Here is a 26,056-nt window from a genome sequence, read left to right on the forward strand (position 1 = left end):
TACGACACAGAGTAGGACCAGCCCGCGACCCCTGTGGGAGCACGGTTTACGATCCTTGGAGCGCTACGCCCGCCGCCGTTCGTCATGCTCGAACCGGATGCCGGTAGCACCGCGTGCGAACGACCAGAAGGCACACGTTCAGGAGGAAGAGTGACTGCCGTAGAGCCACAGCCAGTCCGTCAAGTGGAAGCGGCTCGGCCATACCCGCAACGTGTGGGTCCGAAGGGTTCGTTTATCTACAAGATGGTCACCACGACGGACCCGAAGGTTCTCGGCGTCATGTACCTGGTGACGGCGCTGTCCTTCTTCATGATCGGCGGCCTGATGGCGCTGCTCATGCGCGCCGAGCTGGCCCGCCCGGGCATGCAGTTCCTCTCGCCCGAGCAGTTCAACCAGCTGTTCACCATGCACGGCACGATCATGCTGCTGTTCTACGCGACGGCGATCGTGTTCGGCTTCGCCAACATCATCCTGCCGCTGCAGATCGGCGCGCCCGACGTGGCGTTCCCGCGTCTGAACGCGTTCAGCTACTGGCTGTACCTGTTCGGCGGCACCATGGCGACCGCGGGTTTCATCACCCCCGGCGGCGCGGCCGACTTCGGCTGGACCGCGTACACCCCGCTCTCGGACATCGTGCACTCGCCCGGCGTCGGCGCGGACCTGTGGATCCTGGGCCTGGCCGTCTCCGGCCTGGGCACCATCCTCGGCGGCGTCAACATGATCACCACCGTGGTCTGCCTGCGCTGCCCGGGTATGACGCTGTTCCGCATGCCGATCTTCACCTGGAACATCCTGGTGACCTCGGTGCTCGTGCTGCTCGCGTTCCCGCTGCTGACCGCCGCGCTCTTCGGCCTGGCCTACGACCGTCATCTGGGTGGTCACATCTACGACCCGGCCAACGGTGGTGCACTGCTCTACCAGCACTTGTTCTGGTACTTCGGCCATCCCGAGGTGTACATCATCGCGCTGCCGTTCTTCGGCATCGTCTCGGAGATCTACCCGGTCTTCTCGCGTAAGCCGATCTTCGGTTACACCACGCTCGTGTATGCCACGCTGGGTATCGCCGCGCTGTCCATCGCGGTGTGGGCGCACCACATGTACGCCACCGGCGCCGTGCTGCTGCCGTACTTCTCGTTCATGACGTTCCTCATCGCCGTTCCGACGGGCGTGAAGTTCTTCAACTGGATCGGCACGATGTGGCGAGGTCAATTGACCTTCGAGACACCGATGCTGTGGTCCATCGGCTTCCTGGTGACCTTCCTCTTCGGTGGTCTGTCGGGCGTCATCCTGGCCTCGCCGCCGATCGACTTCCACGTCTCGGACACCTACTTCGTCGTCGCGCACTTCCACTACGTGCTCTTCGGCACCATCGTGTTCGCGACCTTCGCCGGCATCTACTTCTGGTTCCCGAAGATGACCGGCCGCATGATGGACGAGCGCCTGGGCAAGTGGCACTTCTGGGCCACCTTCGTCGGCTTCCACACCACGTTCCTGGTGCAGCACTGGCTGGGCAACGAGGGCATGCCGCGTCGCTACGCGGACTACCTGCCCACCGACGGCTTCACCGCGCTGAACACCATCTCCACGATCGGCGCCTTCATCCTGGGCTCGTCGATGCTCCCGTTCATCTGGAACGTCTTCAAGTCCTACCGCTACGGCGAGGTCGTGACCGTGGACGATCCGTGGGGCTACGGCAACTCCCTCGAGTGGGCCACCTCGTGCCCGCCGCCGCGCCACAACTTCTACGAGTTGCCGCGCATCCGCTCCGAGCGCCCCGCGTTCGAGCTGCACTACCCGCACATGGTCGAGCGCATGCGCGCCGAAGCCCATGTCGGCTGGGGCTCGAAGTCCCACACCGTGAAGGAGCTGGAGAAGGTCTCCAAGTAATCGGAGTTCTCCACCACTGAATCGACAGCGGCGCCCGTCCCGAGAGGACGGGCGCCGCTGCCGTTGTAAGACCGCCCCTGCGTTGGTCTTTCACCGCACCGGGGTGATCCCCGCCACCGGGGGATCGGGCGGCGCGGGCGGGCCGGGGCCGACCTGACAGAATGAGCAGCGCCTCGCACGTCACGCGGGGGATGGCGCGAGAACGGAGTTTCGATTGAGCACGTCTGATACGACGGTTCTGGTCACGGTTACCGGACCCGACAAGCCGGGCGTGACATCGGTGCTACTCGCGGCCCTGGCCAACAACGCGGTCAGCCTGCTGGACGTGGAGCAGGTCGTGATTCGCGGGCGGCTGACCCTCGGCGTGCTGGTGTCGTGTCCCACCGATCCCGAAGCGCTGCAGGATCAGCTCGAGGACGCCATGGCCACCGTCGGCATGCAGGTCGACGTCTCCATCGGTGAGAACGCGGCGGGCGCGCGCCTGTCCACGCACGCGGTCGTCGTGCTCGGCAGCCCGGTCACCGCCCGGGCCTTCTCCAACATCTCGCGCAAGCTCGCCGAGCAGGGCGTGAACATCGACTCGATTCGCGGCATCGCCCAGTACCCGGTGACCGGCCTCGAACTCATGGTCACCGTCGCGAACCACACGGCCGAGACCGAGACCGCGCTGCGCACGGCGCTGGCCGTGGTCGCCGCCAAGCAGTCGGTCGACATCGCGGTCGAGCGCGCGGGCCTGGCGCGCCGGGCCAAGCGGCTCGTCGTGTTCGACGTGGACTCCACCCTCATCCAGGGCGAGGTCATCGAGATGCTGGCCGCACACGCGGGCGTCGAGGACGAGGTCCGCGCGGTCACCGAGGCCGCCATGCGCGGTGAGATCGACTTCGCCGAGTCGCTGCGCCAGCGCGTGGCCACCCTGGCCGGCCTCGACTCCAAGGTCATCGACGAGGTGGCCGATCAGATCGAGCTGACCCCGGGCGCGCGCACCACCATTCGCACCCTGCGCCGGCTCGGCTTCCGCTGCGGCGTGGTCTCCGGCGGCTTCCGCCAGGTCATCGAACCCCTGGCGCACGAACTGGAATTGGACTTCGTCCAGGCCAACACCCTCGAGGTCATCGACGGCAAACTCACCGGCCACGTGGTCGGCGAGATCGTCGACCGGGCCGCCAAGGCCGTGGCGCTGCGCCGCTTCGCCGCCGAGACCGGGGTGTCCATGGAGCAGACCGTGGCGGTCGGCGACGGCGCCAACGACATCGACATGCTCAACGCCGCCGGCCTCGGCATCGCCTTCAACGCCAAGCCCGCGCTGCGCGAGGTGGCCGACGCGGCGCTGTCGCATCCGTTCCTGGACGCCGTGCTGTTCATCCTCGGCGTCACCCGCGAGGAAGTGGAAGCCGCGGACGCGAGAGACGGCGGCGTGCGCCGGGTTCCGCTGACCCGCTGACGGTTCCGCGACACGGCCGTTTCACCTGCCGCACGGCAGTGAATCCCCTGGGTAGCGTGGCCCCGTACCAACGGTCCGGAGTGCTCACGGTTCACCGGGACCTGGCCGCGGCCGCGTTCGGATGGCCGCCCCCGTCAGCTCCCCTCGGCGATGGGAGACGGTTGTGCGGGTACGGACGACGGCGGCGGTGTTGCTGATCGGGGTGGCCGTGGCGGGCTGCGCCGACAACCGCAATCCGAACGAGGTGATCCCCTCGACCACGGGCGGTGTGGTAACCACTTCGGCCGCAAGCACTTCCGAGGCCGATGTGACGACCTCCGCGGCGGTCACCACCGGCCCCGCGCCGGTACCGGAGACGCTGAAGCTGGGCCCGGACGCCAACGGCCAGGTGGTCCGCCTGGCGATCGGGCAGTCGCTCACGGTGTGGCTCGCGAGCAATCCGAGCACCGGCTACGCCTGGGACCTGGCCATGCTGGACCAGAACATCGTGAAGCAGGACGGCGGCGCGGAATACGAACAGGACCCGAGCCCCGACGGCATGGTCGGGGTCGGCGGCAAGGCGCTGTGGAAGTTCACCGCCGTCGCACCCGGCGCGACCCGGCTGCAACTGCAGTACCGCCGCGCCTGGGAACAGGGCGTCCCGCCCGCGGAAACCTTCACCCTGGACCTGTCCGTCGCTTGAGCGGGCTCGTTCGCCCGGCGTGGCTAAGCTGGCCGAAAGTCGTTGTCCAGGACAGGAGTGATGCCGGTGTCGAGCGTCGGATCCACGATCGATGCCGGATTCGCGGCCAGGCACGCGGAGCTCGCGCGCGGCTACGGCGGCGGTGGCGACCCGCAGGACCCGGCGCTGGTGCAGGCCATGCAAATGGTGCTGCACATCCCCAAGGACGTGCCGCCCGCGCGCAACGCGCTACTGGCCGCGGCCGCCGCCGCGGTGGTGGCGCTGTGCCTGGACGAGCGGGTGGGCCCCGGCGGGGAGTGGGAGGAGCGCTACCTCACCTGGAAGCGGTCGCGTATTCGCAAGGTGGCGCGGCGGGCGCGCGGTGCGCAGTGGCTCGCCGCGCAGGAGGTCGACGGGGTGACCGTCGAAGTCGACGGCGCGCAGGCGCGGGCCCTGGTCCCGGGCCCGGTCGGGAACATCGATCCGCGGATCCGGCGCCTGCAGATCGGCGGCACCGAATTACCTTCGGATGAACCCGGATTGATCGTTCCCGAGTATCCAGGGCTATGGGTGGATTCAGAATTGGGTATGTCAGTGGGTAAAGCCGCCGCGCAGGTCGGGCACGCGAGCATGCTGCTCGCGGGCGCTCTGCCGGTGCGGGCGGCCAAGGACTGGGCCGACAGCGGATTCCGCTGCGGCGTGGCCGAAGCCGATCCCGTCCGCTGGAGGCAGCTGCGGCAACGGGTGACCGAGGGGACCGCGGTGGCGGTCCGCGACGCCGGCTTCACCGAGGTGGCTCCGGGCTCGATGACCGTCATCGCGGTGCCGGGCGGGCGATGAGGAGTTTCCGCAGGAGGAAACACGGATATGACGACACTGCTGGTGATACTCGCCGCATGGGTTGTGCTCTCGATTCCGGTGGCACTGCTCCTGGCACGAATGTTCCGATCCACGCGCGATGACGCGCGCCGTCGCGACGATTCCGGGGCCGAGCTATCGCGGCGCCCGGAAATCGAGCGCGCCGCCGGTGAATTCGCATCCGGAATCGCCGTGGAAGAAGGTGACACGCATCGAGTTTTCCCACCGCGTTGAGCATCACCGGCACGGGTGAGCCAAGATGGACCCCGTGCCGCAACCGGATCTCGATCTGCTCATCGATTTCAACGATGTCACCGTCCGCCGCTCGGGCCATACGCTCGTCGGGCCAGTCACCTGGCAGGTGGAGCTCGATGAACGCTGGGTAGTGCTCGGCCCCAACGGCGCCGGCAAGACATCGCTCCTGCGTATGGCCGCCGCGGAGATGTATCCGACCTCCGGCAGCGCCGTGTTGCTCGGCGAGACACTCGGCAAGGTGGACCTCAACGAGCTGCGTCCCCGTATCGGCCTGTCCTCGGCCGCGGTCGCCAGCCGGGTGCCGCGCGATGAGAAGGTCGGCGATCTCGTGGTCTCGGCCGGCTACGCGGTCATGGGCCGCTGGCGCGAACGCTACGACGAGGTCGACAACGACCGGGCCGTGGACATTCTGGAAAGTCTGGGGGCGGAACATCTTTCCGACCGCGCCTACGGGACGCTGTCCGAGGGCGAGCGCAAGCGGGTGCTCATCGCCCGCGCGCTCATGACCGATCCGGAGCTGCTGCTGCTGGACGAGCCCGCCGCCGGCCTGGATCTGGGCGGGCGCGAGGAACTGGTGGAGCGGCTGGGGGACCTGGCCGCGGATCCGGACGCCCCGGCCACCGTGCTCGTCACCCATCACGTGGAGGAGATCCCGCCGGGCTTCACCCACGCGATGCTGCTCAACGAGGGCAGCGTGGTGTCGCAGGGTCTGCTCGAAGACGTGCTGACCGCCGAGAATCTCAGTGCGGCCTTCCGTCAGTCGATCGCGCTGGATCGTATCGACGGCCGCTATTTCGCGCGCCGCGCGCAGCGCTTCGGGCGGCACAGAACTCGGTGAGCGCGGCGGGCCGCGGGCGTATCGCGGTCCGGTCCCGCGACTTCGGCGCGCTGCCATTGCATCTCCCGTCGCCGACGGGCAAACTGTCGGCAACAATATGCCAACGCGTTGTTCGGTGAATTGAGCTGTTACACCTAGGCACTCGTGGATGATTTGTCACTACTGGCAAATATTCGGCATGGAGCGGTGACGTATTCCGCCGCCGCTGACGGAGGGAGCTGGGGTTGGGTCGCAGACTCGGTGCGGTGGCGCTCGGAGCCATCGCATGCGCCGCCGTGGGGTGTGCCGCCGATCCGGCGCCGCCGCACAAGGTTTCGGCCTCCGAAGCCGCCCAGGGCGTACCACCGGCCGACCTGCCCGCGAATCTGCGCGGCAAGACCGTGCAGCTCACCTACGACAGCGGCTCGGGCGGCACCGCCACCTATTCCGACGAGGGCGACACCCTCACCTACGTCGCCGCCGACACCGGGCGCAGAACCACCGCGCCGGTCGCCATCGCGCCCATCGACTCCGGGATCTTCCTGGTGACCTGGGCCGAGGACGGCACCGGCGCCGTGATCAGCCAGGTGCAGGACTACCGCACCGGCAAGGTGCGGGCCACCTGGGCGCGACGCCCGGATCCGGCGGCCCCCTTCACCTTCGAAATCCGCAGCGGGGCGGTGCATCTCACCGATTGACCCGGCGCACCTCACCGAACGGCAACCCGCGGCCGCGGGCGTGACCGAACCAGGTTCTGTCACGGTCACCCGGCAGGGGTTAGGGTGCGAATTGTGAGTGAGACAGTTGCCCAGCCCGAATCCCAGCCCGCCACCGCGCCCGTGAAGGACGCGTCCACGGTGGTGCTGGTGCGCGACGGTGCGCGCGGGCCCGAGGTGTTCCTGCAGCGCCGAGTGGCCGCGATGGCCTTCGCCGCCGGTATGACGGTCTTCCCGGGCGGTGGTGTCGACCCCTCCGACGCCGCGCTGTCCCTGGACTGGGCCGGGCCCGACGCGCAGTGGTGGGCCGCTCGTTTCGGCACCGACGTCGCCCGCGCCCAGACCCTGATCTGCGCCGCGGTCCGCGAAACCTTCGAAGAGTGCGGCGTGCTGCTGGCCGGACCGACCGCCGACACCGTCGTCTCCGACACCTCGATCTACGCCGAGGCGCGCGGCAAACTCGAACGCCGCGAGCTGTCCTTCGCCGAATTCCTCACCGGTGAGAACCTGGTGCTGCGCGCGGATCTGCTGCGCCCCTGGGACAACTGGATCACCCCCGTCGTGGAGCCCCGCCGGTACGACACCCGCTTCTTCGTCGCGGTGCTGCCCGAGGGGCAGCTGGCCGACGGCGCCACCACCGAGGCGGACGTGGTCACCTGGTGCACCCCGGCCGAGGCCATCGAGCGCTGGCAGCAGGGCCTGGACGTCCTGCTCCCGCCGACCTGGACGCAGCTGGTGGATCTGGCCGAATTCGCCACCACCGCCGACATTCTCGCCGCCGCCCGCACCATCGAGGCGATCATGCCGGTCTACGACCCCGATGCCAGCCCGGCGCTGGCCTTCCCGCGCGCCGAGCAGTACTTCGCGGCCATGCCGAAGTCGGCTCGCATTCGCGGCTCGCAGCGCCCCGACTAGGCGATCGGCGGCGCCCCCGATGGCCGGGGCGCGAAGTCCGGACCAGCGGCCCGTGGCGTCCCGTACGAAAGGGCCACGGGCGGTGTCGGGGTGCGTGGCCCGGCGGCAGTAGGGTGAGGCGCTGTGGCCGAATTTGTGACCGTGGACCGGGGTGTCGCGCAGGGCGTTGCCGTCCTCCGGATCGCCCGCCCGCCGATGAATCTGATCGATCTGCAGGTGGCCCTGGAGGTCGCGGGCGCGGTCGAGGAGATCGCGGCCGACGCGAGCATCTCGGCCGTGGTCGTCTACGGCGACGAACGGGTGTTCTCCGCCGGGGACGAGATGGCCGAACTGGCCGCCTTCACGCCCGCGCAGGCCGAGGCCGTGGTCAAGGATTTCCAGGCGGGGCTGAACAGCCTCGCCCGGCTGCCGCAGCCGACCGTGGCGGCCATCAGCGGCTACGCGCTGGGCGCCGGTCTCGAACTCGCGCTGGGCGCGGATCACCGCATCATCGGCGACAACGTGAAGCTGGGCCTGCCGCAGATCAAGGCCGGCCTGATCCCGCTCGCGGGCATCCGCCGCTTGAGCCTGCTCATCGGGCCGTCGCACGCCAAGGACCTGGTCTACAGCGGCCGGTTCGTCGACGCGAAGGAAGCCGCCGCGCTGGGACTGGTCGACGAGGTCGTCGCACCCGACGACGTGTTCGCCGCCGCGCTGCGCTGGGCCGATCGCTACACCGGCGGCCCGGCCCTGGCCGTCGCCGCGGCCAAGCGCGTCTTCGAAGCCGGAACGCACGGCCACGATCGCGCCCGCACCGAGTGGGTCGCGCTGTTCGGCACCGAAGATCAGCAGGTTGGAACACGTTCTTATGCGGAATCCGGCCCGGGAGCGGCCGGATTCGTGGGCCGATAGGCACCCCCACCGGGGCGTTCATTAGGCTGCCCTGTTATGACCGTTCGTCCTGAAGACCCCGCGCCGAACCCGCACGCCACCGAGGCGGAGGTCCAGGCCGCGTATTCCGACAACAAGCTCGCGCAGGTCCTCTACCACGACTGGGAGGCCGAGACCTACGACGAGAAGTGGTCCATCTCCTACGACGAGCGTTGTATCGAGTACGCGCGCGGGCGTTTCGACGCGGTGGTCCCGAATGCGCCCCTGCCCTACGACCACGCCCTCGAACTGGGCTGCGGCACCGGCTTCTTCCTGCTGAACCTGATGCAGGGCGGCGTGGCCAAGCGGGGATCGGTCACCGACCTTTCCCCCGGCATGGTCAAGGTCGCCACCCGCAACGGCCAGAACCTGGGCCTGGACGTGGACGGCCGCGTCGCCGACGCCGAGACCATCCCGTACGACGACGACACCTTCGACCTGGTCGTCGGCCACGCGGTGCTGCACCACATCCCGGACGTGGAGCTGGCGCTCAAGGAGTGCCTGCGCGTGCTCAAGCCCGGTGGGCGCTTCGTGTTCGCGGGTGAGCCGACCACCATCGGCAACATCTACGCGCGCCGCCTGGGCCAGGTCACCTGGAAGGTGACCACCGAGATCACCAAGCTGCCGTTCCTGTCCGGCTGGCGGCGCCCGCAGTCCGAGCTGGACGAGTCCTCGCGCGCCGCCGCGCTCGAGGCCGTCGTGGACCTGCACACCTTCGATCCCTCCGATCTCGAGGCCATGGCGCGCAGCGCCGGCGCGGTCGAGGTCAAGGCCGAGACCGAAGAGTTCGCCGCCGCCCTGTGGGGCTGGCCGGTGCGCACCTTCGAAGCCGCCGTGCCCGAGGAGAAGCTGACCGTCGGCTACCGCATGGCCCAGTACCGGGCGTGGCTCGGCTTCAGCTGGCTGGACGACAAGGTGCTGCGGCACGTGGTCCCGCGCCAGTTCTTCTACAACGCCATGATCACCGGCGTGAAGCCCGGCGCCTCCGCCAAGTAGTCACCGAGAACCGGTGGGCTCCAGCGGGTTCGCTTTCACGCGCGACGACGTCGCCTACCTCGCGAGCGCGGCCGCCACGGCCGCGCTGAGCGAGGTGGCGGCCTTCGCGCTCACCCCCGCCACCCTGCTGCGGGACATCGAACGGCTGCGGCGCGAGCACGGCGAGCACACCGCGGCCCTGGTGGAAACGGTCCGGCTGCGCCGCCGGGCCGTCGCCAAACTCGACGGGGCGCGGGACTGGCTCTTCACCGACGACGCCCTGCAGCAGGCCACGCCGACCGCGGTGGCCCGCCACCGCGCGCAGCGGCTCGCGGGGCGCACGGTGCACGACGTAACCTGTTCCATCGGTGCGGAATTGGCCGAACTCGCCCGCGTCTGCCCCGCTGTCATCGGCAGCGATCTGGACGAGGTCCGGCTGGCCATCGCCGCGCACAATCTCGGTGTGCCGGGCGTGGTCGGCGGTTCACACCCGGACCTCGCCCGGCGCCATTCCGGCACGGCCGCCGAGATCCGCGGTGAGCGAACACCTTCCGATACGGCGCGCACCGGAGCGGACGGCCGGGCGCCGGGGGCCGCGCTTACGAATGTGTTGCTGGCCAAGGCCGATGCGCTCGTACCGTGTAGCACCGCCGAGGTGGTGATCGCCGATCCCGCCCGCCGGGCCGACGGCCGCCGCACCCACGACCCCGCCAAGCTGCAACCCCCGCTGCCGGATCTGCTCACCGCCTACGCCGGGCGCGATCTGGCCGTGAAATGCGCTCCGGGACTGGATTTCGACGCACTCGACTGGGCGGGCGAGATCGAGGTGGCCTCGCTGGACGGCTCGGTGCGCGAAGCGTGCCTGTGGTCGCAGGGGCTGGCCGCGCCCGGGGTGACCCGTCGTGCGACCGTGCTGTCCTCGTCCCGGGACCCCGAGGTGCTCACCGACGCCGACCCGGACGAGATACCCGAGCGGGCGCCGGGGGAGTGGATCGTCGACCCCGACGGGGCGATCGTGCGCGCCGGGCTGGTGCGGCACTACGCGGCCAAACACGGCCTGTGGCAACTGGATCCGCGCATCGCGTATCTCACCGGCGACAAGGTGCCCGAGGGCGTGCGCGGGTTCCGGATCCTGGACCGCATGGACTTCCGGGAGAAGCCGCTGCGCGCCGAACTGCACCGGCGGGACTGCGGCCCGCTCGAGATCCTCACCCGCGGGGTGGACATCGATCCGGATCAGCTGCGTGCCCGCATCAAACCCAAAGGCTCCCAGCCGCATACGCTGGTCGTCACCCGTATCGGTAAGACCGCCACGGTATTCCTCTGCGCCACGTCGTAAACGGCACCGCGCAAGTACCTTTCGAACGGCACGGTGGCCCGTGCCGCCCGCCATGCCGGCGGGTGATCAGAGCCCGTCGACGGCGACGACGCGGAACGGGCCCACGGGGGTGCCTTCGCCCATCGGGCCACCGCGATCGAATTGGGAGACGACCACCAGCGCGCGGTCGCCGGCGTGCGCGATCGTGGTGGGAATGCTCAGGGATTCGTCGGTGAACCGATTCCGCAGGTCGGCGCTCGTGCCGTCGGCCGACAGCTGCCAGCGGCTCACCGAATCGTCCTTGTTGTGCACGGCCCACAGGGTGTCGCCGCGCAGTTCGAGGCCGTCGCCGTTCACCATGGCGCCCCCGTGCAGCGCGACCTTGCCGACGCGGGGCTCGCCCTGCAGCGCGACCCGGTACAGGTTGCCGGTGGCCATGCAGACCGTGAGCAGGTACCGGCCCGCCGGATCGGAGACGATGCCGTTGAGCAGCGGGGTGGTGGCGGGATCCGCGGCGGCGCTCAGGTCGGTGAAGACCGTGAGGGCGGCGCGCCCGCCCGCGGCGACCGCGGCCTCGAGCTCGGCGGGGGTCACCCGGTAGATCACCGGCCGCACGCTGTCGGTCAGGTAGACCGCGCCGTCGGGCGTGACGGTCAGATCGTTGATGAACGGCTCGTTCGTGGCGGCGTCGAAACGTGCTATCGGCGCGCGGGTTTCGAGGTCGTAGACCGTGACGCCCGTCGTGTGATCGGTGACCCAGAGCCGGCCGGCGGCGTCCACGCGCAGGCCGTTGGCGGTCTGCCGCCCGTCGGCGCCGGCGGGCAGGAATACCTCGGCCCGCGGAGTGCCCGGCGTTCCCCGGTAGACCGCGCCGGTGGTGAAGGAGCCGACGTAGACGTCCCCGGTGCGGGCGTCGACCGCGATGCCCTCGGGGTACACGCGTTCGCCGGGCAGCTCGTAGGCGGTGCTGATCACCGGCGCGGGGCTCGGCCCGGAGTCCGAAGCGGAGTCCGCGGTATTCGAACAGGCCGCCAGGGTCAGCAACAGCGCTGCGGCGGGAAGAGCAAGGCGTAGATGATGCGAGCGGGACATGGGAGACCTTCCGGTGGAGCCGCACTTATTCGTGGACGAACCTAGATTAGAGTTCTAATGATCGTCAAGACACGAATGCTCGGAAGGGTCTAATAGGATGGCTCCCGTGACGTCGATGCCTGCCGGGGAGCGCCTGGGTTCGTACATCAAGCGCGCCGAACAAGCCCTGCAGGGCGCGAAGAACCCGGCAGTGAAACCCGCCGGGGTGACCGTGCCCCAGTACGCGGCCCTGCTCGTGCTGAACGGCAACCCGGGGATCTCCGCGGCGGCCCTGGCCCGCGAGTGCGGTGTCACCCCGCCGACCATGAACACCGTCCTGGCCAACCTGCGCGAGCGCGGCCTGATCGAGCGCACCCCGCACGCCTGGCACCGGAACATCCTCGAAACCAGCCTGACCCCCGCCGGTGCGGCAGTCCTCGCGGACGCCGACGCCCGCGCCATCCACGTCGAACGCACCCTCGCAACGGAATTCACCGCCGAGGAACGGGAAACCCTGATGGCGCTGCTGGACCGAGCCTCCGCTCGCCTGGATTCGATCCGCCCGGAATAGTCACCGCCGCAAGGGCTTCGCCTGCGCTACGGAACGAAGTCGGCCGCCCCGAGTTTTTGGGGGCGGCCGAATCGATTCATCGACAGCGCTTGTCGCGGGGCCCGGTCCGCCGGATCGGCGCCGGGTCCGCCGCGGATCCGCTAGTTCTCTTCCGGCTTGTAGACGAACAGCTCGCCGATCCGGGTGGCCACCACGACCTCGCCCTCCGCGCCGATCGACGTGCCGGACGTGCCGCCCTGCGCGCCGGGCAGATCGTCGGAGTCGACGGTCTCGCCGGTGCGGCTGTCGAAGGTCACCAGGGTGAGTCCGTCGCCGATGGGGGCCACGGTGTAGCCGGTGCCGCCGTCGGTCTGGACGGGCCGACCGCGTAGGGCCAGATCCTTACGCTCCCAGGCGATCTCGGCGCTGTCGCCCTTGTCGCGAATGGCCAGCAGATGGCCTTCGTCACCGGCGGGGATGAGCAGGCCGTCCGCGGCCGAGATGGCGCCGCGGGCCGGGAAGCCGAGATCCTGCGCCCATTTGGTGCGACCGTCGGCGGTGTCCACCGCGAGCAGGCGATTGTTGTTGTCGCCCACGTACACCGTGGAGCCGTCGGCGGACAGGGTCGGGCTGGTGGCGCTGCCGCCGGCCAGCATCTGCGCGCTCCAGTCCTGGCGAATCTGCTTGCCGTCGTAGGTCATCGCGACCAGATCGGCGGTACCCGCGCCGGGCCGCCACACCGTGACGAAGAACCGGCCCGACTCCTCGTCCACCGCGGACACATTGGCGACCGGGCAGGCCGGGCCGCCGGTCGCGCAATCCTCGAGACCTTCGCCGTCCGGCGGCCGATTCAGGTTGGGGTACTTCATGAAATCGGGCTCGCCGAGCAACTGCGTGGTGGATACCCGGCGCTCGCCGGTCTGCCGGCTGAGCACGTCGATCTGCCCGGACTGGGTCACCGACAGCACATTTCCGTCCCCGGTGAACTGCACCGAGATCGGCACCCCGGCCTGCGGTGTGCGCCAGCGCGGCTGGCCCAGCGCGTTGAACGAGTAGGTCCCGCCGTCGTCGCCGACGTAGATGTTGGTGGTGCCGTCCACGGCGGTGCCGCCGTAGATCGCGCTGGGGCCCATGGGATTGCAGAACCGCTTGCGCCCGGTCGGCATGAGGAAGGAGAAGATGTTGCAGGAGGAGGTGCGGGTGGTGACGAAGATCTGCCCCTCCGGCCCGATCGTCACCGGCGCCCCGATCGGCCCGCCCACGGGCCGCGCCCAGCTCAGTGTCAGTGCCCGCGAACCGGTGACCGGACTCGCCGCGCTGTTGCGCGCGTCGTGGAACGCCAGCGGCCAGCCGTCACCCGGACCGACCCGGATGTCGTCGACCGTCGTACTGCCGCAGGCGCCGAGCGTCAGCACGCTCACCGCCGCCAGCGCGAGCGGACCCGTCCGGCGCCAGGTCGGTGTGCCGCGATCGGGGACGCGAAGTCCGGAATACGATCGCCGCTCGTCACGCCCGGTCTGCCGCCTGCCGTTTCGCACCTGCTGGTGTCCCTTCTGCCAGTACGGGGTCTCTGGTTTCTCGTGGGGCTGATGCAACCGGAGCACAGCCTACTTTCGGTACCGACCGCCGGGATCGATACCCCTTGCGGAGGGCCTAGCGCGGTGGTGTGCGGGCGGTTCGGAAGGCGTACACCGCCAGTCGCACGCGATTGTCGCAGCCGGTCTTGTCCATCAGATTGGCGACATGGGTCTTGACGGTGGTCACACCCAGATGCAGCGCGTCCGCTATCTCCTGATTGCTGTGCCCCGCCCCGACCAGGGTCAGCACCTCGCGTTCGCGCGGGGTCAGATCCGCCTGCGCGGGAACGGGTTCGGCGGGCTCGCGGGCGGTGACCACCCGCTCGACCAGGCGGCGCAGCAGCGGCGGGGAGAACAGCATGTCGCCCTCGGCGGTGCGGCGGATGGCGGCCAGCAGGTCGCCGGGTTCGGTGTCCTTCACCAGGTATCCGGTGGCCCCGGCGGCGAGCGCCGGGTACAGGTGCTCGTCGTCGTCGAAGGTGGTGAGCACCAGGATCTTCGCCCGCGCGCCACTCGCGGTGATGCGTTCGGTGGCGGCCACGCCGTCGAGTCCGGGCATGCGCAGATCCATGAGGACGAGATCGGGGGAGAGCTCGGCCGTGAGCCGAATCGCCTCCACGCCGTTGGCCGCCTCGCCGACCACGCGCAGATCTACGGTGGATTCGATGAGCATGCGCAGCCCGGCGCGCACCAGGCGCTGGTCGTCCACCAGCAGCACGGTGATCATCGGCTCGCCTCGCGCACCGGGAGCCGGCCGTTCGCGAGAGCCACGGTGATCATCGGCCGGCCTCGCGGGTCGTTCAGCTGCGGCACGGTCGTCATCGGCCCGCCTCCTGTGTCGGAATGTTCGGCAGCCACGCGCGGACTGTCCATTCGGCCTCGACGGGGAATCGGTGCTCGCGTCCACCGTGGTCGGCCTTCGCCGAGTCCACGTCGTCGATGGCGAGCCGCCCGCCCGCGAGTTCCACCCGTTCGCGCATGCCGATGATGCCGTGCCCGGCGGCGGTATTCACCTGGCGCTCGGGACGGCCGCTGCGCACGGTGAGCGCGATACCCCCGTCGGCGTCGTCGACCGTGAGCAGCACCGGCCGAGCGGGATCGGCGTGCTTCATGACGTTGGTGAGAGATTCCTGGACCAGCCGCAGCAGGGTGAGCCGCCCGATGGCGTCCAATCCCGCCACGTTCGCGCGGATCTCGGCGCGCACGTCGAAGCCGGCGGCTCGCACCCGCTCGGCCGCGGCCTCGACCTCGGTCCGCACCGCCTCGGCATCCACCAGCGCGACCTCGCCCAGCGCCGGATCGCGCAGGGCGGTCAGCAGCCGGCGGATGTCGGCGAGCGCGGCGGCGGCGGTGCCGTGCACATCGTCGAGCACGGCGGGCAATCCGGACCCGGGGCGACTCCGGTCGGAGGCGCTCGGCCCCGCGCTCGAATGCGGTTCGACCGCTTCGGATTCGGGCATCACGAGCTCGGCCGCGCCATGGGCTTGCGTGGAGCCGTCCGGGTGCGTCCGCGAATCCGGCGTGTTCGCCCCCGCGTCGGCGAGCACGTGCCGCGCGACTCCGATGCGCAGCACGATCGAGGCCATGTGATGGGCGACGAGGTCGTGCAGTTCGCGGGCGAGGGCCTCGCGTTCGGCCGAGCGCGTGCGCTGCTCGGCGTCGGCGCGGCGCATCTCGGCCTCGGCGGCGCGTAATCGCAGGGTGGCGGCCAACTCTCGTTGCCCGCGCAGATAAAGCCCGAGCAGCACCGGCAGCCCGACGTAGGTGCCGACCTCGAGCAGGAGGGTGGCGCGCGAGACGCCCGGATCATGGGTGGCGCCGCGCCCGATCACCACCGCCGTCGTCCAGCCCGCGATCGCGAGCAGCACCGGGCCGTTGCGCGGGGTCCGGCGAATCACGTCGACCAGCGCGACCGCGCCCAGGAACGGCACCAGTCCCGACAGCCCCCACGCCGGAATCCGGAACATCGGCACGGCCAGCGCCGCCAGCAGCAGCGACACCGCCAAGGGCCACCGCGCGCCGAGCGCGAATAGCACGCTCGCGGCCATGGACAACACCCAGTAAACCCACGGCACCCGGTACTGCCCGGGGAACGTGCTCGCCGCCAGCAGCAGTGGGACCAGCACCACCGGCAGCCAGCGCACGGCTGTCTCCGGGTGCCATCGGGACCACATCTCGCTCACGCCCCCACCGTAGGGGACCGGGTGCGGTGGCATGCGGCCGAGGCTCGGGGGAAACGCCGTCGAAAGCGCTGGTTAGCACGTTTGCGCGACCGCCACAAGGGTCGTGGGGAGGAGGCGTGCGCGGGAGGGATCCGGCCTCGCGCAGGAGTCGCGGTTACCCCCGGGCAATCGATGCTGGAGGCAGCTCGGCGACAGTCGATCGCCGGTGGACGAGTAGGAGTTGGTCGTGGTCTCGAGACGAGGCTTTCTCACCGGATTCGCCGTGGCCTCGATGGCCCTGACGGCCGGGTGCGCCGGTCGCGATGGATCGTCCGGTGCGGCGGGCCCGGCGGGTTCGACCCGCCCGCTGCCCGTCCCGCCGCTGGCGGATTCGGCCGTCGGCCCCGACGGAGTCCGCCGCTTCACCCTGCGCGCCGCGCCGGGCACGACCGAGATGCTGCCCGGAAAGTCCACGCCCACCTGGGGATACAACGGCTCGGTGCTGGGGCCGACGCTGCGTGCGCGCCGCGGGGAGACCGTCGCCTTCGATATCCGCAACGAGCTGCCGGAGCCGACCACCGTGCACTGGCACGGTATGCACGTCCCGGCGAGCTGCGACGGCGGGCCGCACCAGACGATCGCCGCGGGCGGTACCTGGCAGCCGAGCTGGACCGTGGATCAGCCGGCCGCCACGCTCTGGTACCACCCGCATCCGCACGGCTCCACCGAGAAGCACGTCTATCGCGGGTTGTCCGGGTTCTTCTTCCTCGACGACGCGGCCGAGATTCCCGGACTGCCGAAAGACTATGGGGTGGACGATATTCCGCTGGTCATCCAGGATCGTCGCTTCACCGCCGACGGCGCGCTGGACGAATCCGATTCCGGTGACGCGGGTCTGCTCGGGAACGTCATCGTCACCAACGGCATCGCGGGAGCGCACCTGGACGTGACCACCCGGCGCCTGCGCCTGCGCGTGCTGAACGGTTCGTCGGGGCGGATCTATCGCCTCGCCCTGTCCGATGATCGTGAGTTCCGGCTCGTCGCCACCGACGGCGGCCTGCTCGCCGCGCCGGTGCCGCTGCGCTCGGTGCAGATCAGTCCGGGCGAACGCGTGGAGTTGCTCGTCGAGTTCACCGGCGGCGATCCGGTCACCCTGCGCTCGCTCCCGATCCAGCAGCGCGCCGGGGTGGACCGTCCCGCCGCCTTCGGCTTCGACGACACCTTCGACATCCTGCGCCTGCGCCCGATCGGTGTGCCGAAGTCCGTACCGGCGCTGCCCGATTCGCTGGCCGTGATCGCGCCGCTCGTTCCCGCGGGCAGCGCGGCCACCCGCCATTTCGAACTGAAATGGTTCATGATCAACAACCAGCGGATGGACATGAACCGCATCGATATGACCATCCCGGTGGACTCCACCGAAGTCTGGACCGTGGTCAACAATGACAATTGGCCGCACAATTTCCACGTCCACGACGTGCAATTCCAGATCACCGATATCGACGGCCGCACCCCGCCGCCGGAACTGTCCGGCTGGAAGGACACCGTCTACACCACCCCCGGCGTCACCTACACCCTGGCCATGCGCTTCACCGGCCACAGCGACCCCGTCTATCCGTACATGTTCCACTGCCACCTGCTCATGCACGAGGACAAAGGCATGATGGGCCAATTCCTGGTCCTGGCCCCGGGGCAGCGACCCGCACCCCTGGTAATGGACGACATGCCTGGAATGGCGGATATGCCCGGCATGGGCGCGCCGGGCGCGGGCCACGGCGGTCACGGCTGATCCGGACGACCCGCGAGACAGCCGTCCGGCGGCTTGTAAGGTGTGAGGTCAGAATGCCCGGCCAAGCCGTGGACCCGCCCAGAGACACAGGGAGCAGTTCGTGACGAGCATGTGGGGCGCACCGTTGCGCACGCGTTGGGCCGGGTCGCGGCGGCGCGATCCCGAGCAGGCCCGATTCCTGACGGTGGCCTCGTTCAAGTGGATGCTCGCCAATCGCGCCTACACCCCCTGGTACCTGGTGCGGTACTACCGGCTCTTCAAGTTCAAGGCCGCCAACCCGCACATCATCCTGCGCGGCATGGTGTTCCTGGGCCGCAATATCGAGGTGCACGCCACCCCCGAACTCGCCCGCCTGGAAATCGGCAAATGGGTGCACATCGGTGACGGCAACGCCATTCGCTGCCACGAGGGTTCGCTGCGCATCGGCGACAAGGTGGTGTTCGGCAAGGACAATGTCGTCAACACCTACCTCGATATCGAGATCGGCGAATCCACCCTCGTCGCGGACTGGTGCTACATCTGCGACTTCGACCATGTCGTCGACGACATCAACATGCCGATCAAGGATCAGGGCATCGTGAAGTCCCCGGTGCGCATCGGCCCCGACACCTGGATCGCCGCCAAGGTGACCGTGCTGCGCAGTACGCGCGTCGGCCGCGGCTGTGTGCTCGGCGCGCACGCGGTGGTCAAAGGCGACATCCCGGACTTCGGCATCGCCGTCGGCGCACCCGCCCGGGTCGTGAAGAACCGCAAGGACGCCTGGGACGCGGCCGCCGAGGCGCGCGCGGCGCACATGGCCGCGCTGGCCGACATCGAGCGCAAGAAGAACGGCGTCACCGCGTCCTGACCGCGACTCGCGACGAACACGCGGCGGTGGCCGGGCCCGGTGGCCCGGCCACTGTCGTATCCAGTGGGTAGGTTCGGGCCATGAATCGCTACGCCGCGTTCCTGCGCGGGATCATGCCCACCAACCCGAACATGAAGAACGAGAGGCTGCGCGGCGTATTCGAGGGCCTGGGTTTCGAGCGGGTGGGCTCGCTGCTGACCAGCGGCAACGTGTACTTCGACAGCCCCGAGACCGATGTTCCGGCCCTCGAGGACCGCATCCAGCACGCGCTGCAGGCCCAGCTCGGGATCGGCGGCGGCACGCTGATCCGCAGTCGCGAACAACTCCGCGAGCTGGTGGACACCGATCCCTTCCCCGGCCTGACCCACTGCCGCGAAACGTATCTGACGGTCACCTTCGTCAAGGACCCCGAGGCGGGCCCGCCCGCGCAGCCGTCGGACACCCTGGCCGAGGCCGTGACCGTGGTCCGCTACGACAGGCCCGCCGCCGCGATCCTCACGATCGTCGACAACAGCGACCCCCGCACCACCACCTTCATGGCGTGGCTGGAGAAGACCTACGGCAAGGACATCACCACCCGCACCTTCCTGACGGTCGAGCGCACCCTGAAGAAACTCGAATCCTGAGCGCGCCGCGCCGGGTTCGCCGCGACCCGTTGCACGGCACTCACCTCGGACGATGCGTGTAGGGAGATCGATTCCGACACGAGGGGGTTCGTTCGGTGACAGTCGAGACAGCATTGGCCCGCGCCGCCGCACCGGCTCTGGGCGCGGGCGTCCGCGGCGTGTACCTCCGTATCCGTCCCGACGTCTCGCTACCGGCGCTGCGGGCGCACGCGGAAGAACTCGCCGAAGGGGTGCGGCGCCGGGAACGTTCCCGCCTCGACCACCTGGGCGTGACAGCGGGCGAGGAGATTCCCCGCACCCTGCGAATCACCGCCCGGCACGGCGACCTCTCCGGCCCGGACCGGATCACCGACCTGGGCGGATATCTCGCGGAGTCGCCGGCGGGGCGGCTGCTGGTCCTGGGTGATCCCGGTTCCGGAAAGACGGTCGCCGCGGCCCATCTGGTCCTGCAGCTCCTGGCCCGGCGGACCGCCGACGCCGACCGGACCGCCCCCGTGCCGGTGCGGGTGGACGCCTCGAGCTGGGATCCCGAGCATGAGTCGCTCACCTGGTTCCTGGTCCGCCGCCTGGTCGCCGATCACCGGCTGCACGGCCGGGTCGCCGCCGAGCTGCTGGCCGCCGACCTGATCCTGCCCGTCCTCGACGGGTTGGACGAGATCCCGGCCGCGCCAACACCTTTCGCCGCGCCGAAATCCGCCGGATCCATCGCCACCGATCCCGACGCCGAGGGAGGTGCGGGCGCCGTAAGCGCGGAGAGCGCGGCGGGCGGGCCGGAATCCGTTGCCGCCACGGGGGCGTCGGACGCGGCGGGAACTCCAGGCGCGGCGGACCATATGGGCGGTGCGGGTGCCCTCGACGCCGCGGGCGGTGCGGGGCGCTTGGACGATCCGGGGCGGGTCCGAGGCGGGCCGGCGCGGGCGCTGGAGCGGATCAACGAACCGCGGTGGCGGGGAAGGCCACTGGTGGTGTTGTGCCGGCGCGCGGAGTATCGGGCCGGCGGCGGATCGGCGTTCGCCATGCCGGTGGCGGAGCTGCGGGAATTGCGAGTCGTCGAGATCGAGGCGCAACTGCGGCGGTGCTGTGCGCTGACCAACGGTGATCCGGCGCAGTGGGATCCGGTCTTCGAGCAGCTGGCGGGGCGGCCGCGCGGCGTGCTCGCCGGGGCGCTGGGTTCACCCGGGCGGCTCACGCCGGCGGTGCACCTGCTGCGCGTGGGCGGGCGCGCCGCGGCCGAGCTGCTGGCCGGGTGCGCGGACGCCGACGCGGTGGACGCGCTGTTGTTCGCGTCGCTCATCGACACGGCGGTGGCGGGTGAGCCGCCGACCCGCAGGGCGGGCAAGCCCAGGTATTCCTCAGCGCAGGTGCACGCCTGGCTGCGCACCCTCGCGCGGCACGGTACACCGGGACACGCCGCCGGGACCATCGCGCTGGGGGAGATCTGGCGCATGGCGGGCGCACGGTGCCGGGTGCTGCACGCGATCGTGTTCGCGATGCTGGGTGTGCTTGTGCTCCAGGGCTATTCGCTGCTCACCGGCCCGCTGGTGCGGGTGGTCCTGGGCGGGGAGAGCTACGCCGCCACCACGATGTTCCTGCGGGCGCAGGAACCATGGTCCATCGGAGCGTGGTGGGGTATCGCCGCGGTGGGCGGCATGATCGCGGCCGTGCGGCCGTGGTCGGCCGAGCCGCGCTACCGCACCGTGCTACCGGCCCGCTGGGCCGAGATCGGCCTGGCGGCTGGTCTGGTGGGCGCGACGGTGTCCCTCGGTCTGCTGGCCTTGATTCCGCCGTCGGCCGCCGCGGGGGCGCAGGGTTTCGAGCTGCCGTTCGTGCTCACGCTGGTGATCGCCAGCGTCCTCGCCTGCTGGCAGGCCGTCGCGCGCCGTGCACCGGGACCTTCCGCCGCGCAGACAATATCGGCGCAGGTGGCGGCAGCGGGGCTGGTGTTCGGTGCGTTCGTGCTCTGCGAACGGCTGCTGCCGATACTGCAGATCGTCGATGTCAACGAACGCCGCGCTCTGCTCTGGGCTCCGTTGCAAGGTGCTCGAATCTGGTGTCCCACAGCGTTCCTGTGCGCAGCCCTGACCCTGCTGGTGGTCGCGCTGGGGAAGTGGGCACCCGGTCACCGGCCCGACGAACTGCGCCTGCGCCGTTCGGGAATTCGGTACTGGACCCCGTTCCTCGCGGTCGGATTGTGGCTCGTCGCAACCGTTCCGACGCATACCGACCCCGGCGCGCTGGCCGTCCTCGAGGTGGGCTGGTTCCTGCTCGTCGCGTGGGTCGTCACCGGCGGCGGTCCCTGGACCGCGGCGCTGCTGCGTTACGGCTGCGCGCGGCTGATATTCGCCCGCGGCTCCGAGTTCACCGCCCATCCCGCCGCGTTCCTGGATTGGTGCCGCCGAACGGGCCTGCTCCGAGTCACCGGCACTACCTTCACGTTTCGCCAGGATTCCTTTCGCCGCCGGCTCCTGGATGCCCCGCCGCCGTCCGATCGTGGATGACGCCCGGGACCATTCGGCAGGCCGGTCGAATCTCCGGCCCTGCCACGCGCCGGGAACCCGCCGACCTATCCCGGAAGCTGGTGGGATGCCATGCGTATCAACAGCTTCGGGAGGCGGCGCACACCTCGCCCGGGTGGCCGCGTGTGCCCGTCACAGTGCCGCGTACACCGCCTCGACGAGGTTGTACGCGCGGCGGTCGCCCGCCATCCAGTCGCGGCGGAGATTGGGGATGAAGGCGAAGCTCAGCCGGTTGCCGGGATCGGCGAAGGCCAGCCCACCACCCGCCCCGGGATGGCCGAATATGCCCTCGGGCACCGAGTTCGGGAGGATGAGGTTCTCGCAGGGGAGCATGTAACCCAGGGCGAAAGCGCTCTCCGACAGCAGCACCGCGTCCGGGCCGCGCACCTGCTCGGCGGTCACCTCGCGGCGGTAGGACGGGCTCAGATATCTGCCCTGCACCAGGGTTCGATAGAACCTGGCCAGGGTGTCGGAGGTGGTCACCAGGCCCGCACCGGGCCATCCGCCCGCCAGGACCTCGGGATCATTGAAGCGGCCGAGGGGATTGGTGGTGGCGCGCACGGTCAGCGAGGCGGGATCGCGGAAGGCGGCGGCCATGCGGGCCGCGGTGCCCGCGTCGATGGGATAGGGGTCGTTCCAGGCCATCTCGTCGGCGGGCGGGAACTCGGTGCGGGCCGCCGCGGTGCGGACGGCTTCGTCCGCGCCGATGTACAGCCCGGCCTTCAGACGGCGCAGAGCGTAGTCGCCGACCGTCGAACCCGTATGCCGCCGAACCAGTTCGCCCGCGAGCCAGCCGAAGGTCTGCGCGTGGTAACCGTGCCGGGTGCCCGGCTCCCACTCCGGGGTCTGCGCGGCGAGCAACCCCGCCATGTGGACGGGGTCGGCCGCCTCCGCCGCCGAGATCGGGCGGTCGAACGCGGGCAGCCCCGCCCGGTGCGAGAGCAGGTCCGCCGTGGTGGTGGCTTCCTTTCCGGCACAGCCGTATTCGGGCCACCAGCTCGTCACCGGCGCGTACAGATCGACCCCGTGCTGCGCCGCGACCTGCAGTGCGGCGGTCGCGGTCACGGCCTTCGTGCACGAGAAGGTCGGGCACGGGGTGTGCTGCTCCCACGCGCGTCCCGTGCGCGAATCGGCGACGCCGCCCCAAAGATCCACCACCAGCCGCGCGTCCGCGTACACCGTGAGGCCCGCGCCCAGGTTCTGCCCGTCCGCGAAACTCTCCTCGAAGATCTCGCGCACGGCCCGGAATCTCGGATCCGCGAAGCCGCTGACGTTTCCACCCATGAGTGAATTAGAACACGTTCTAGTTCACGGCAGAAGGGTCTCCCGCGAACCCGCACGAACCAGCCGCGCTCAGTACGGCTGGTTCGGATCCCGTTCCGGCAGTGGCCGTTCGGAGATCTCCGGCCGCCCGAGCGGGTTGCGGACGCCGCGCTTGGCCGACTGGTACACCAGCGCGGTCTCCTGCGCGACCACGTCCCACGCGAAATCGGCGGTGAGGCGTTCGCGCGCGGCCCAGGCCCGATCCTGCGCGGCGGCAGGGTCGTCCAGCACCGAGCACACCGCGTCCACGACGCCGTTGACATCTGCGGGCTCGAAGGACGCGCCGGTGACGCCGTCGGTCACCAGATCGCCGAGTCCACCGGCGGTCGAGGTCACCAGCGGGGTGCCCGCGGCGGCGGCCTCGAGCGCCACGATGCCGAACGGCTCGTAGCGGCTGGGCAGCACGATGGCGTCGGCCCCGTGCAGCCAGCCCAGCAGATCCGCGTGATCGAGGCGGCCGACAAAGTTCACCGCGCGCGCGACCCGCGCGGCGCGGGCGCGCTCACGCAGCCAGTCGAACTGGGTGCCGATGCCGGCGATGGTCAGGGTGGTGCCCGGGTACTGCTTGCGGATGCGCGGCAGCGCCGCGATCGCGTCCTGCACGCCCTTCTCGTATTCGAGCCGGCCCACGTACAGCAGGCGCGGCGGTCCCGACCGCGGCGCGCGTTCGCGGAAGGTCCAGGAGCTCACGTCGATGCCGTTGCGGATCACCGTGACCGGTGCGCGCTCGGGCCGGTACAGCCGCTCGACCTCGTCCTTCATCGATTCCGAACAGGTGATGAGCGCGTCGGAGTCGTGCGCGAGCCACCACTCGACCGAGTGCACCTGCTTGTTGACCCGGCCCGAGACCCAGCCGCTGTGCCGGCCCGCCTCGGTGGCGTGAATCGTGGAAACCAGTGGCACGTCGTAGTGTTCGGCCAGCGTGATGCCCGGGTGCGCGACGAGCCAGTCGTGCGCGTGCACCACATCGGGGGTCCAGCCCTCGCCGATGCCGGGCTTGTTGAGCGCGATCCCGGCCCGCACCATGGCGTGTCCCATGGCCAGGGTCCAGGCCAGCATGTCGTCGCCGAAGTCGAAGCAGGGCGGGTCCTCGGCCACGGCCACCACCAGCACGCCGTCCTCGATGAACGTGTGGGTGGGGTGGGTGGAGGCGTCGGTGCCCATCGGGCGACGAGCCAGCACCACGACCTCGTGCCCGGCGGCGGCCAGCTCGGTGGCCAGGTGATGGACGTGACGGCCCAGCCCGCCGACAACGACGGGTGGGTACTCCCACGACACCATCAAAATCTTCATTGGGGTCCTTCTGAGGAGGGGCCGAGCCGGCGCGCGTCCAGCGCTGGGAAGAATCCGTCGGCCGCGTACCATCCTGCCGCCAATTGCTCCGCTTTGGCGAGTTGCCCGCCGGAAACTGCGGCCGCGATCTCGCGCACCGCGTGTGCGTGTTCATGGGCTCGGTCACGCGCGTACCCCGCGGCGGAGTCCTTGGACACCATGAACGCCCAGTCGCTCGAGACCGCCAGGATCGCCTCCCGCAGGAGTTGATCGGCGACCGGGTTCCGCAGTCCCTGCAGGCCGGTTTCGCCCGTTTCCGGGGCGCTCGCGCCGGTTTCCACCCGCATCTTGTCGAGGGTGTCCAGCGCCAGCTGCACCACCTCCGCGTTGAGGTCGACCAGATCCTGGACCTGATCCCCGGCCCACACCCGCCAGTCCTTGCCCGAACCCCACGAGGAGTCGCTGAGCTGCACCGATTCTCCGACGAAACCCTTGGCCCGGGCGTCGGCGAGGGTGCCGACCTCGATGCCGGCCTCGGGCAGCGCGCGCAGGACCTGCTCGAGCCACTGCGGTCCCTCGTGCCACCAGTGGCCGAAGAGTTCGGTGTCGAAGGCGGCCACCACGAGCGCCGGGCGGCCGATGCGCGCGGACTCGGAGATCAATCGTTCACGCACCGTTTCCACGAAGTCCGCGACGTGTTCGCGGACCGCCGCGGCGGCGAGTTCGGGATCGTAGGGAGCCTTGTCCGCACCCGCGACCGTCTTGCCGGTGACGCGGGACGGTTTGAGACCGGTGGCGTGATCGTAGTGATGGAAATCACGGTAGGCGGCGTGGCCCGGGTAGCCGGATTTCGGCGACCAGACGCGATAGCTGACGTGCAGATCGCGTCCGAAGGCGACCACGTCCGAGTCCCACACCGGGCGGCCGAGGGTGGTGTCGCCGCGCAGCGCGGGCCCGTCCACCATGAAGTGCGTCACACCGGCGCGGTCGTATCCGCGTTCCATGCCGGGGGTGAATCCGCACTCGGGCGCCCAGATGCCCGCGGGCGTGTGACCCCAGCGCTGTCGCGCGTCGGCGAGCCCTTCGGAGAGCTGGTACGCCCGCAGCCGCTCGTCCAGCAGCGGCTGGAACGGGTGGGCCAGCGGTCCGCCCAGCAACTCGATGGCCTCGGCGTCGATCAGCTCGCGCCACACCGGCGAGGCGCCGTGCCGCCAGCGGGTTTCGAAGTCGGCCAGCGCGGCGGTGGCCAGGCGATGTTCGTGCGCGCCGAGCGCGACGTTGCCCGACATGGACGCCTCGTCGGCACGCAGCCGCCAGTTGCCCAGCCAGTGATGCATGCCCAGCAGCGAATGCGGGTCGTCGAGCTGCGCGGCGAGCACCGGGGTGATGCCCAGGCTCAGCAGATGCGAACGGCCCTCGGCCGCAAGCTTTCCCAGCACCTCGGCCACGGGCAGGTAGGAAGCCGCCCAGGACTGGTACAGCCACTCCTCGCCGACGGGCCAGCGCCCGTGGTGCGCCAGCCACGGCAGATGCGAGTGCAGGACCAGGGTGAACTGGCCTGGCACGGAGCTTGC

General features: G+C 70.2%; 23 protein-coding genes. 16 read left to right on the top strand and 7 right to left on the bottom strand.

Annotated elements, in window-relative coordinates; translation table 11 throughout:
* Nucleotides 1-150: 150 nt before the first annotated feature.
* The 11 genes from ctaD to ACWIGI_RS16900 all read left to right on the top strand — a co-directional run bounded on the left by ctaD (nucleotide 151) and on the right by ACWIGI_RS16900 (nucleotide 10,773).
* A complete protein-coding gene (ctaD, locus tag ACWIGI_RS16850; protein WP_454203303.1) occupies nucleotides 151-1,887 on the top strand; it encodes an aa3-type cytochrome oxidase subunit I in 1,737 nt (578 codons plus the stop codon).
* A 214-nt stretch (nucleotides 1,888-2,101) separates the two neighbouring features.
* Nucleotides 2,102-3,328 (top strand): phosphoserine phosphatase SerB, encoded by a 1,227-nt coding sequence (serB, locus tag ACWIGI_RS16855; RefSeq protein ID WP_354985078.1) that lies wholly within the window; start codon nucleotides 2,102-2,104, stop codon nucleotides 3,326-3,328.
* 163 nt (nucleotides 3,329-3,491) lie between these two features.
* Nucleotides 3,492-4,010, top strand: a complete 519-nt coding sequence (locus ACWIGI_RS16860) for a protease inhibitor I42 family protein (protein ID WP_454203304.1) — start codon at nucleotides 3,492-3,494, stop codon at nucleotides 4,008-4,010.
* Between the two features lie 66 nt (nucleotides 4,011-4,076).
* The gene (locus ACWIGI_RS16865; RefSeq protein ID WP_454203305.1) at nucleotides 4,077-4,829 is read left to right on the top strand and encodes a peptidyl-tRNA hydrolase; all 753 of its coding nucleotides are present in this window, start codon (nucleotides 4,077-4,079) and stop codon (nucleotides 4,827-4,829) included.
* 118 nt (nucleotides 4,830-4,947) lie between these two features.
* Entirely contained in the window at nucleotides 4,948-5,100 is a 153-nt protein-coding gene (locus ACWIGI_RS16870) for a hypothetical protein (RefSeq protein ID WP_454203306.1), read from the top strand.
* Between the two features lie 6 nt (nucleotides 5,101-5,106).
* Entirely contained in the window at nucleotides 5,107-5,940 is an 834-nt protein-coding gene (locus tag ACWIGI_RS16875) for an ABC transporter ATP-binding protein (RefSeq protein ID WP_454203307.1), read from the top strand.
* 245 nt (nucleotides 5,941-6,185) lie between these two features.
* Nucleotides 6,186-6,617: a MoaF-related domain-containing protein gene (locus ACWIGI_RS16880; protein WP_454203308.1), complete on the top strand. Its 432-nt coding sequence runs from the start codon at nucleotides 6,186-6,188 to the stop codon at nucleotides 6,615-6,617.
* Nucleotides 6,618-6,707: 90 nt separating this feature from the next.
* Nucleotides 6,708-7,550, top strand: coding sequence for an NUDIX hydrolase (locus ACWIGI_RS16885; protein WP_454203410.1), 843 nt, complete (start codon nucleotides 6,708-6,710; stop codon nucleotides 7,548-7,550).
* 123 nt (nucleotides 7,551-7,673) lie between these two features.
* Nucleotides 7,674-8,441 carry an enoyl-CoA hydratase-related protein gene (locus tag ACWIGI_RS16890; protein ID WP_454203309.1) on the top strand — a complete coding sequence of 256 codons (768 nt, stop codon included), beginning with the start codon at nucleotides 7,674-7,676 and terminating at the stop codon, nucleotides 8,439-8,441.
* 36 nt (nucleotides 8,442-8,477) lie between these two features.
* Nucleotides 8,478-9,455: a class I SAM-dependent methyltransferase gene (locus ACWIGI_RS16895; RefSeq protein ID WP_454203310.1), complete on the top strand. Its 978-nt coding sequence runs from the start codon at nucleotides 8,478-8,480 to the stop codon at nucleotides 9,453-9,455.
* Between the two features lie 13 nt (nucleotides 9,456-9,468).
* Complete coding sequence (locus ACWIGI_RS16900) at nucleotides 9,469-10,773, top strand: THUMP-like domain-containing protein (protein WP_454203311.1); 1,305 nt, start codon at nucleotides 9,469-9,471, stop codon at nucleotides 10,771-10,773.
* A 66-nt stretch (nucleotides 10,774-10,839) separates the two neighbouring features.
* Here the strand turns inward: ACWIGI_RS16900 and ACWIGI_RS16905 are convergent, their stop codons facing one another.
* Nucleotides 10,840-11,844 (bottom strand): SMP-30/gluconolactonase/LRE family protein, encoded by a 1,005-nt coding sequence (locus ACWIGI_RS16905; RefSeq protein ID WP_454203312.1) that lies wholly within the window; start codon nucleotides 11,842-11,844, stop codon nucleotides 10,840-10,842.
* 115 nt (nucleotides 11,845-11,959) lie between these two features.
* Between ACWIGI_RS16905 and ACWIGI_RS16910 the strand changes: the two genes are divergently transcribed.
* A complete protein-coding gene (locus ACWIGI_RS16910; protein WP_454203411.1) occupies nucleotides 11,960-12,394 on the top strand; it encodes a MarR family winged helix-turn-helix transcriptional regulator in 435 nt (144 codons plus the stop codon).
* A 140-nt stretch (nucleotides 12,395-12,534) separates the two neighbouring features.
* On the opposite strand, the gene ACWIGI_RS16915 is transcribed toward ACWIGI_RS16910, so the two are convergent.
* The 3 genes from ACWIGI_RS16915 to ACWIGI_RS16925 form a co-directional block, all read right to left on the bottom strand.
* Nucleotides 12,535-13,911 (bottom strand): outer membrane protein assembly factor BamB family protein, encoded by a 1,377-nt coding sequence (locus tag ACWIGI_RS16915; protein ID WP_454203313.1) that lies wholly within the window; start codon nucleotides 13,909-13,911, stop codon nucleotides 12,535-12,537.
* A gap of 115 nt (nucleotides 13,912-14,026) precedes the next feature.
* The gene (locus ACWIGI_RS16920) at nucleotides 14,027-14,677 is read right to left on the bottom strand and encodes a response regulator (RefSeq protein ID WP_454203314.1); all 651 of its coding nucleotides are present in this window, start codon (nucleotides 14,675-14,677) and stop codon (nucleotides 14,027-14,029) included.
* Between the two features lie 91 nt (nucleotides 14,678-14,768).
* Nucleotides 14,769-16,124: a sensor histidine kinase gene (locus ACWIGI_RS16925; protein WP_454203412.1), complete on the bottom strand. Its 1,356-nt coding sequence runs from the start codon at nucleotides 16,122-16,124 to the stop codon at nucleotides 14,769-14,771.
* 229 nt (nucleotides 16,125-16,353) lie between these two features.
* Between ACWIGI_RS16925 and ACWIGI_RS16930 the strand changes: the two genes are divergently transcribed.
* From ACWIGI_RS16930 to ACWIGI_RS16945, 4 genes are all read left to right on the top strand, one after another.
* A complete protein-coding gene (locus tag ACWIGI_RS16930; protein WP_454203315.1) occupies nucleotides 16,354-17,898 on the top strand; it encodes a multicopper oxidase domain-containing protein in 1,545 nt (514 codons plus the stop codon).
* A 100-nt stretch (nucleotides 17,899-17,998) separates the two neighbouring features.
* Entirely contained in the window at nucleotides 17,999-18,745 is a 747-nt protein-coding gene (locus ACWIGI_RS16935; protein ID WP_454203316.1) for an acyltransferase, read from the top strand.
* An 80-nt stretch (nucleotides 18,746-18,825) separates the two neighbouring features.
* A complete protein-coding gene (locus tag ACWIGI_RS16940) occupies nucleotides 18,826-19,371 on the top strand; it encodes a DUF1697 domain-containing protein (RefSeq protein ID WP_454203317.1) in 546 nt (181 codons plus the stop codon).
* Nucleotides 19,372-19,466: 95 nt separating this feature from the next.
* The gene (locus ACWIGI_RS16945) at nucleotides 19,467-21,869 is read left to right on the top strand and encodes an NACHT domain-containing protein (protein WP_454203318.1); all 2,403 of its coding nucleotides are present in this window, start codon (nucleotides 19,467-19,469) and stop codon (nucleotides 21,867-21,869) included.
* Between the two features lie 150 nt (nucleotides 21,870-22,019).
* Here ACWIGI_RS16945 and ACWIGI_RS16950 read toward each other — a convergent pair whose 3' ends face one another.
* The 3 genes from ACWIGI_RS16950 to ACWIGI_RS16960 all read right to left on the bottom strand — a co-directional run bounded on the left by ACWIGI_RS16950 (nucleotide 22,020) and on the right by ACWIGI_RS16960 (nucleotide 26,047).
* Nucleotides 22,020-23,171 carry a serine hydrolase domain-containing protein gene (locus ACWIGI_RS16950; protein ID WP_454203319.1) on the bottom strand — a complete coding sequence of 384 codons (1,152 nt, stop codon included), beginning with the start codon at nucleotides 23,169-23,171 and terminating at the stop codon, nucleotides 22,020-22,022.
* A gap of 69 nt (nucleotides 23,172-23,240) precedes the next feature.
* A complete protein-coding gene (locus tag ACWIGI_RS16955) occupies nucleotides 23,241-24,503 on the bottom strand; it encodes a glycosyltransferase family 4 protein (protein WP_454203320.1) in 1,263 nt (420 codons plus the stop codon).
* The gene (locus ACWIGI_RS16960; protein WP_454203321.1) at nucleotides 24,500-26,047 is read right to left on the bottom strand and encodes a 1,4-alpha-glucan branching protein domain-containing protein; all 1,548 of its coding nucleotides are present in this window, start codon (nucleotides 26,045-26,047) and stop codon (nucleotides 24,500-24,502) included. The genes ACWIGI_RS16955 and ACWIGI_RS16960 overlap by 4 nt, the downstream gene beginning before the upstream one ends.
* Nucleotides 26,048-26,056 lie beyond the last annotated feature (9 nt).

The sequence above is a fragment of the Nocardia sp. NPDC055321 genome, assembly GCF_053645575.1.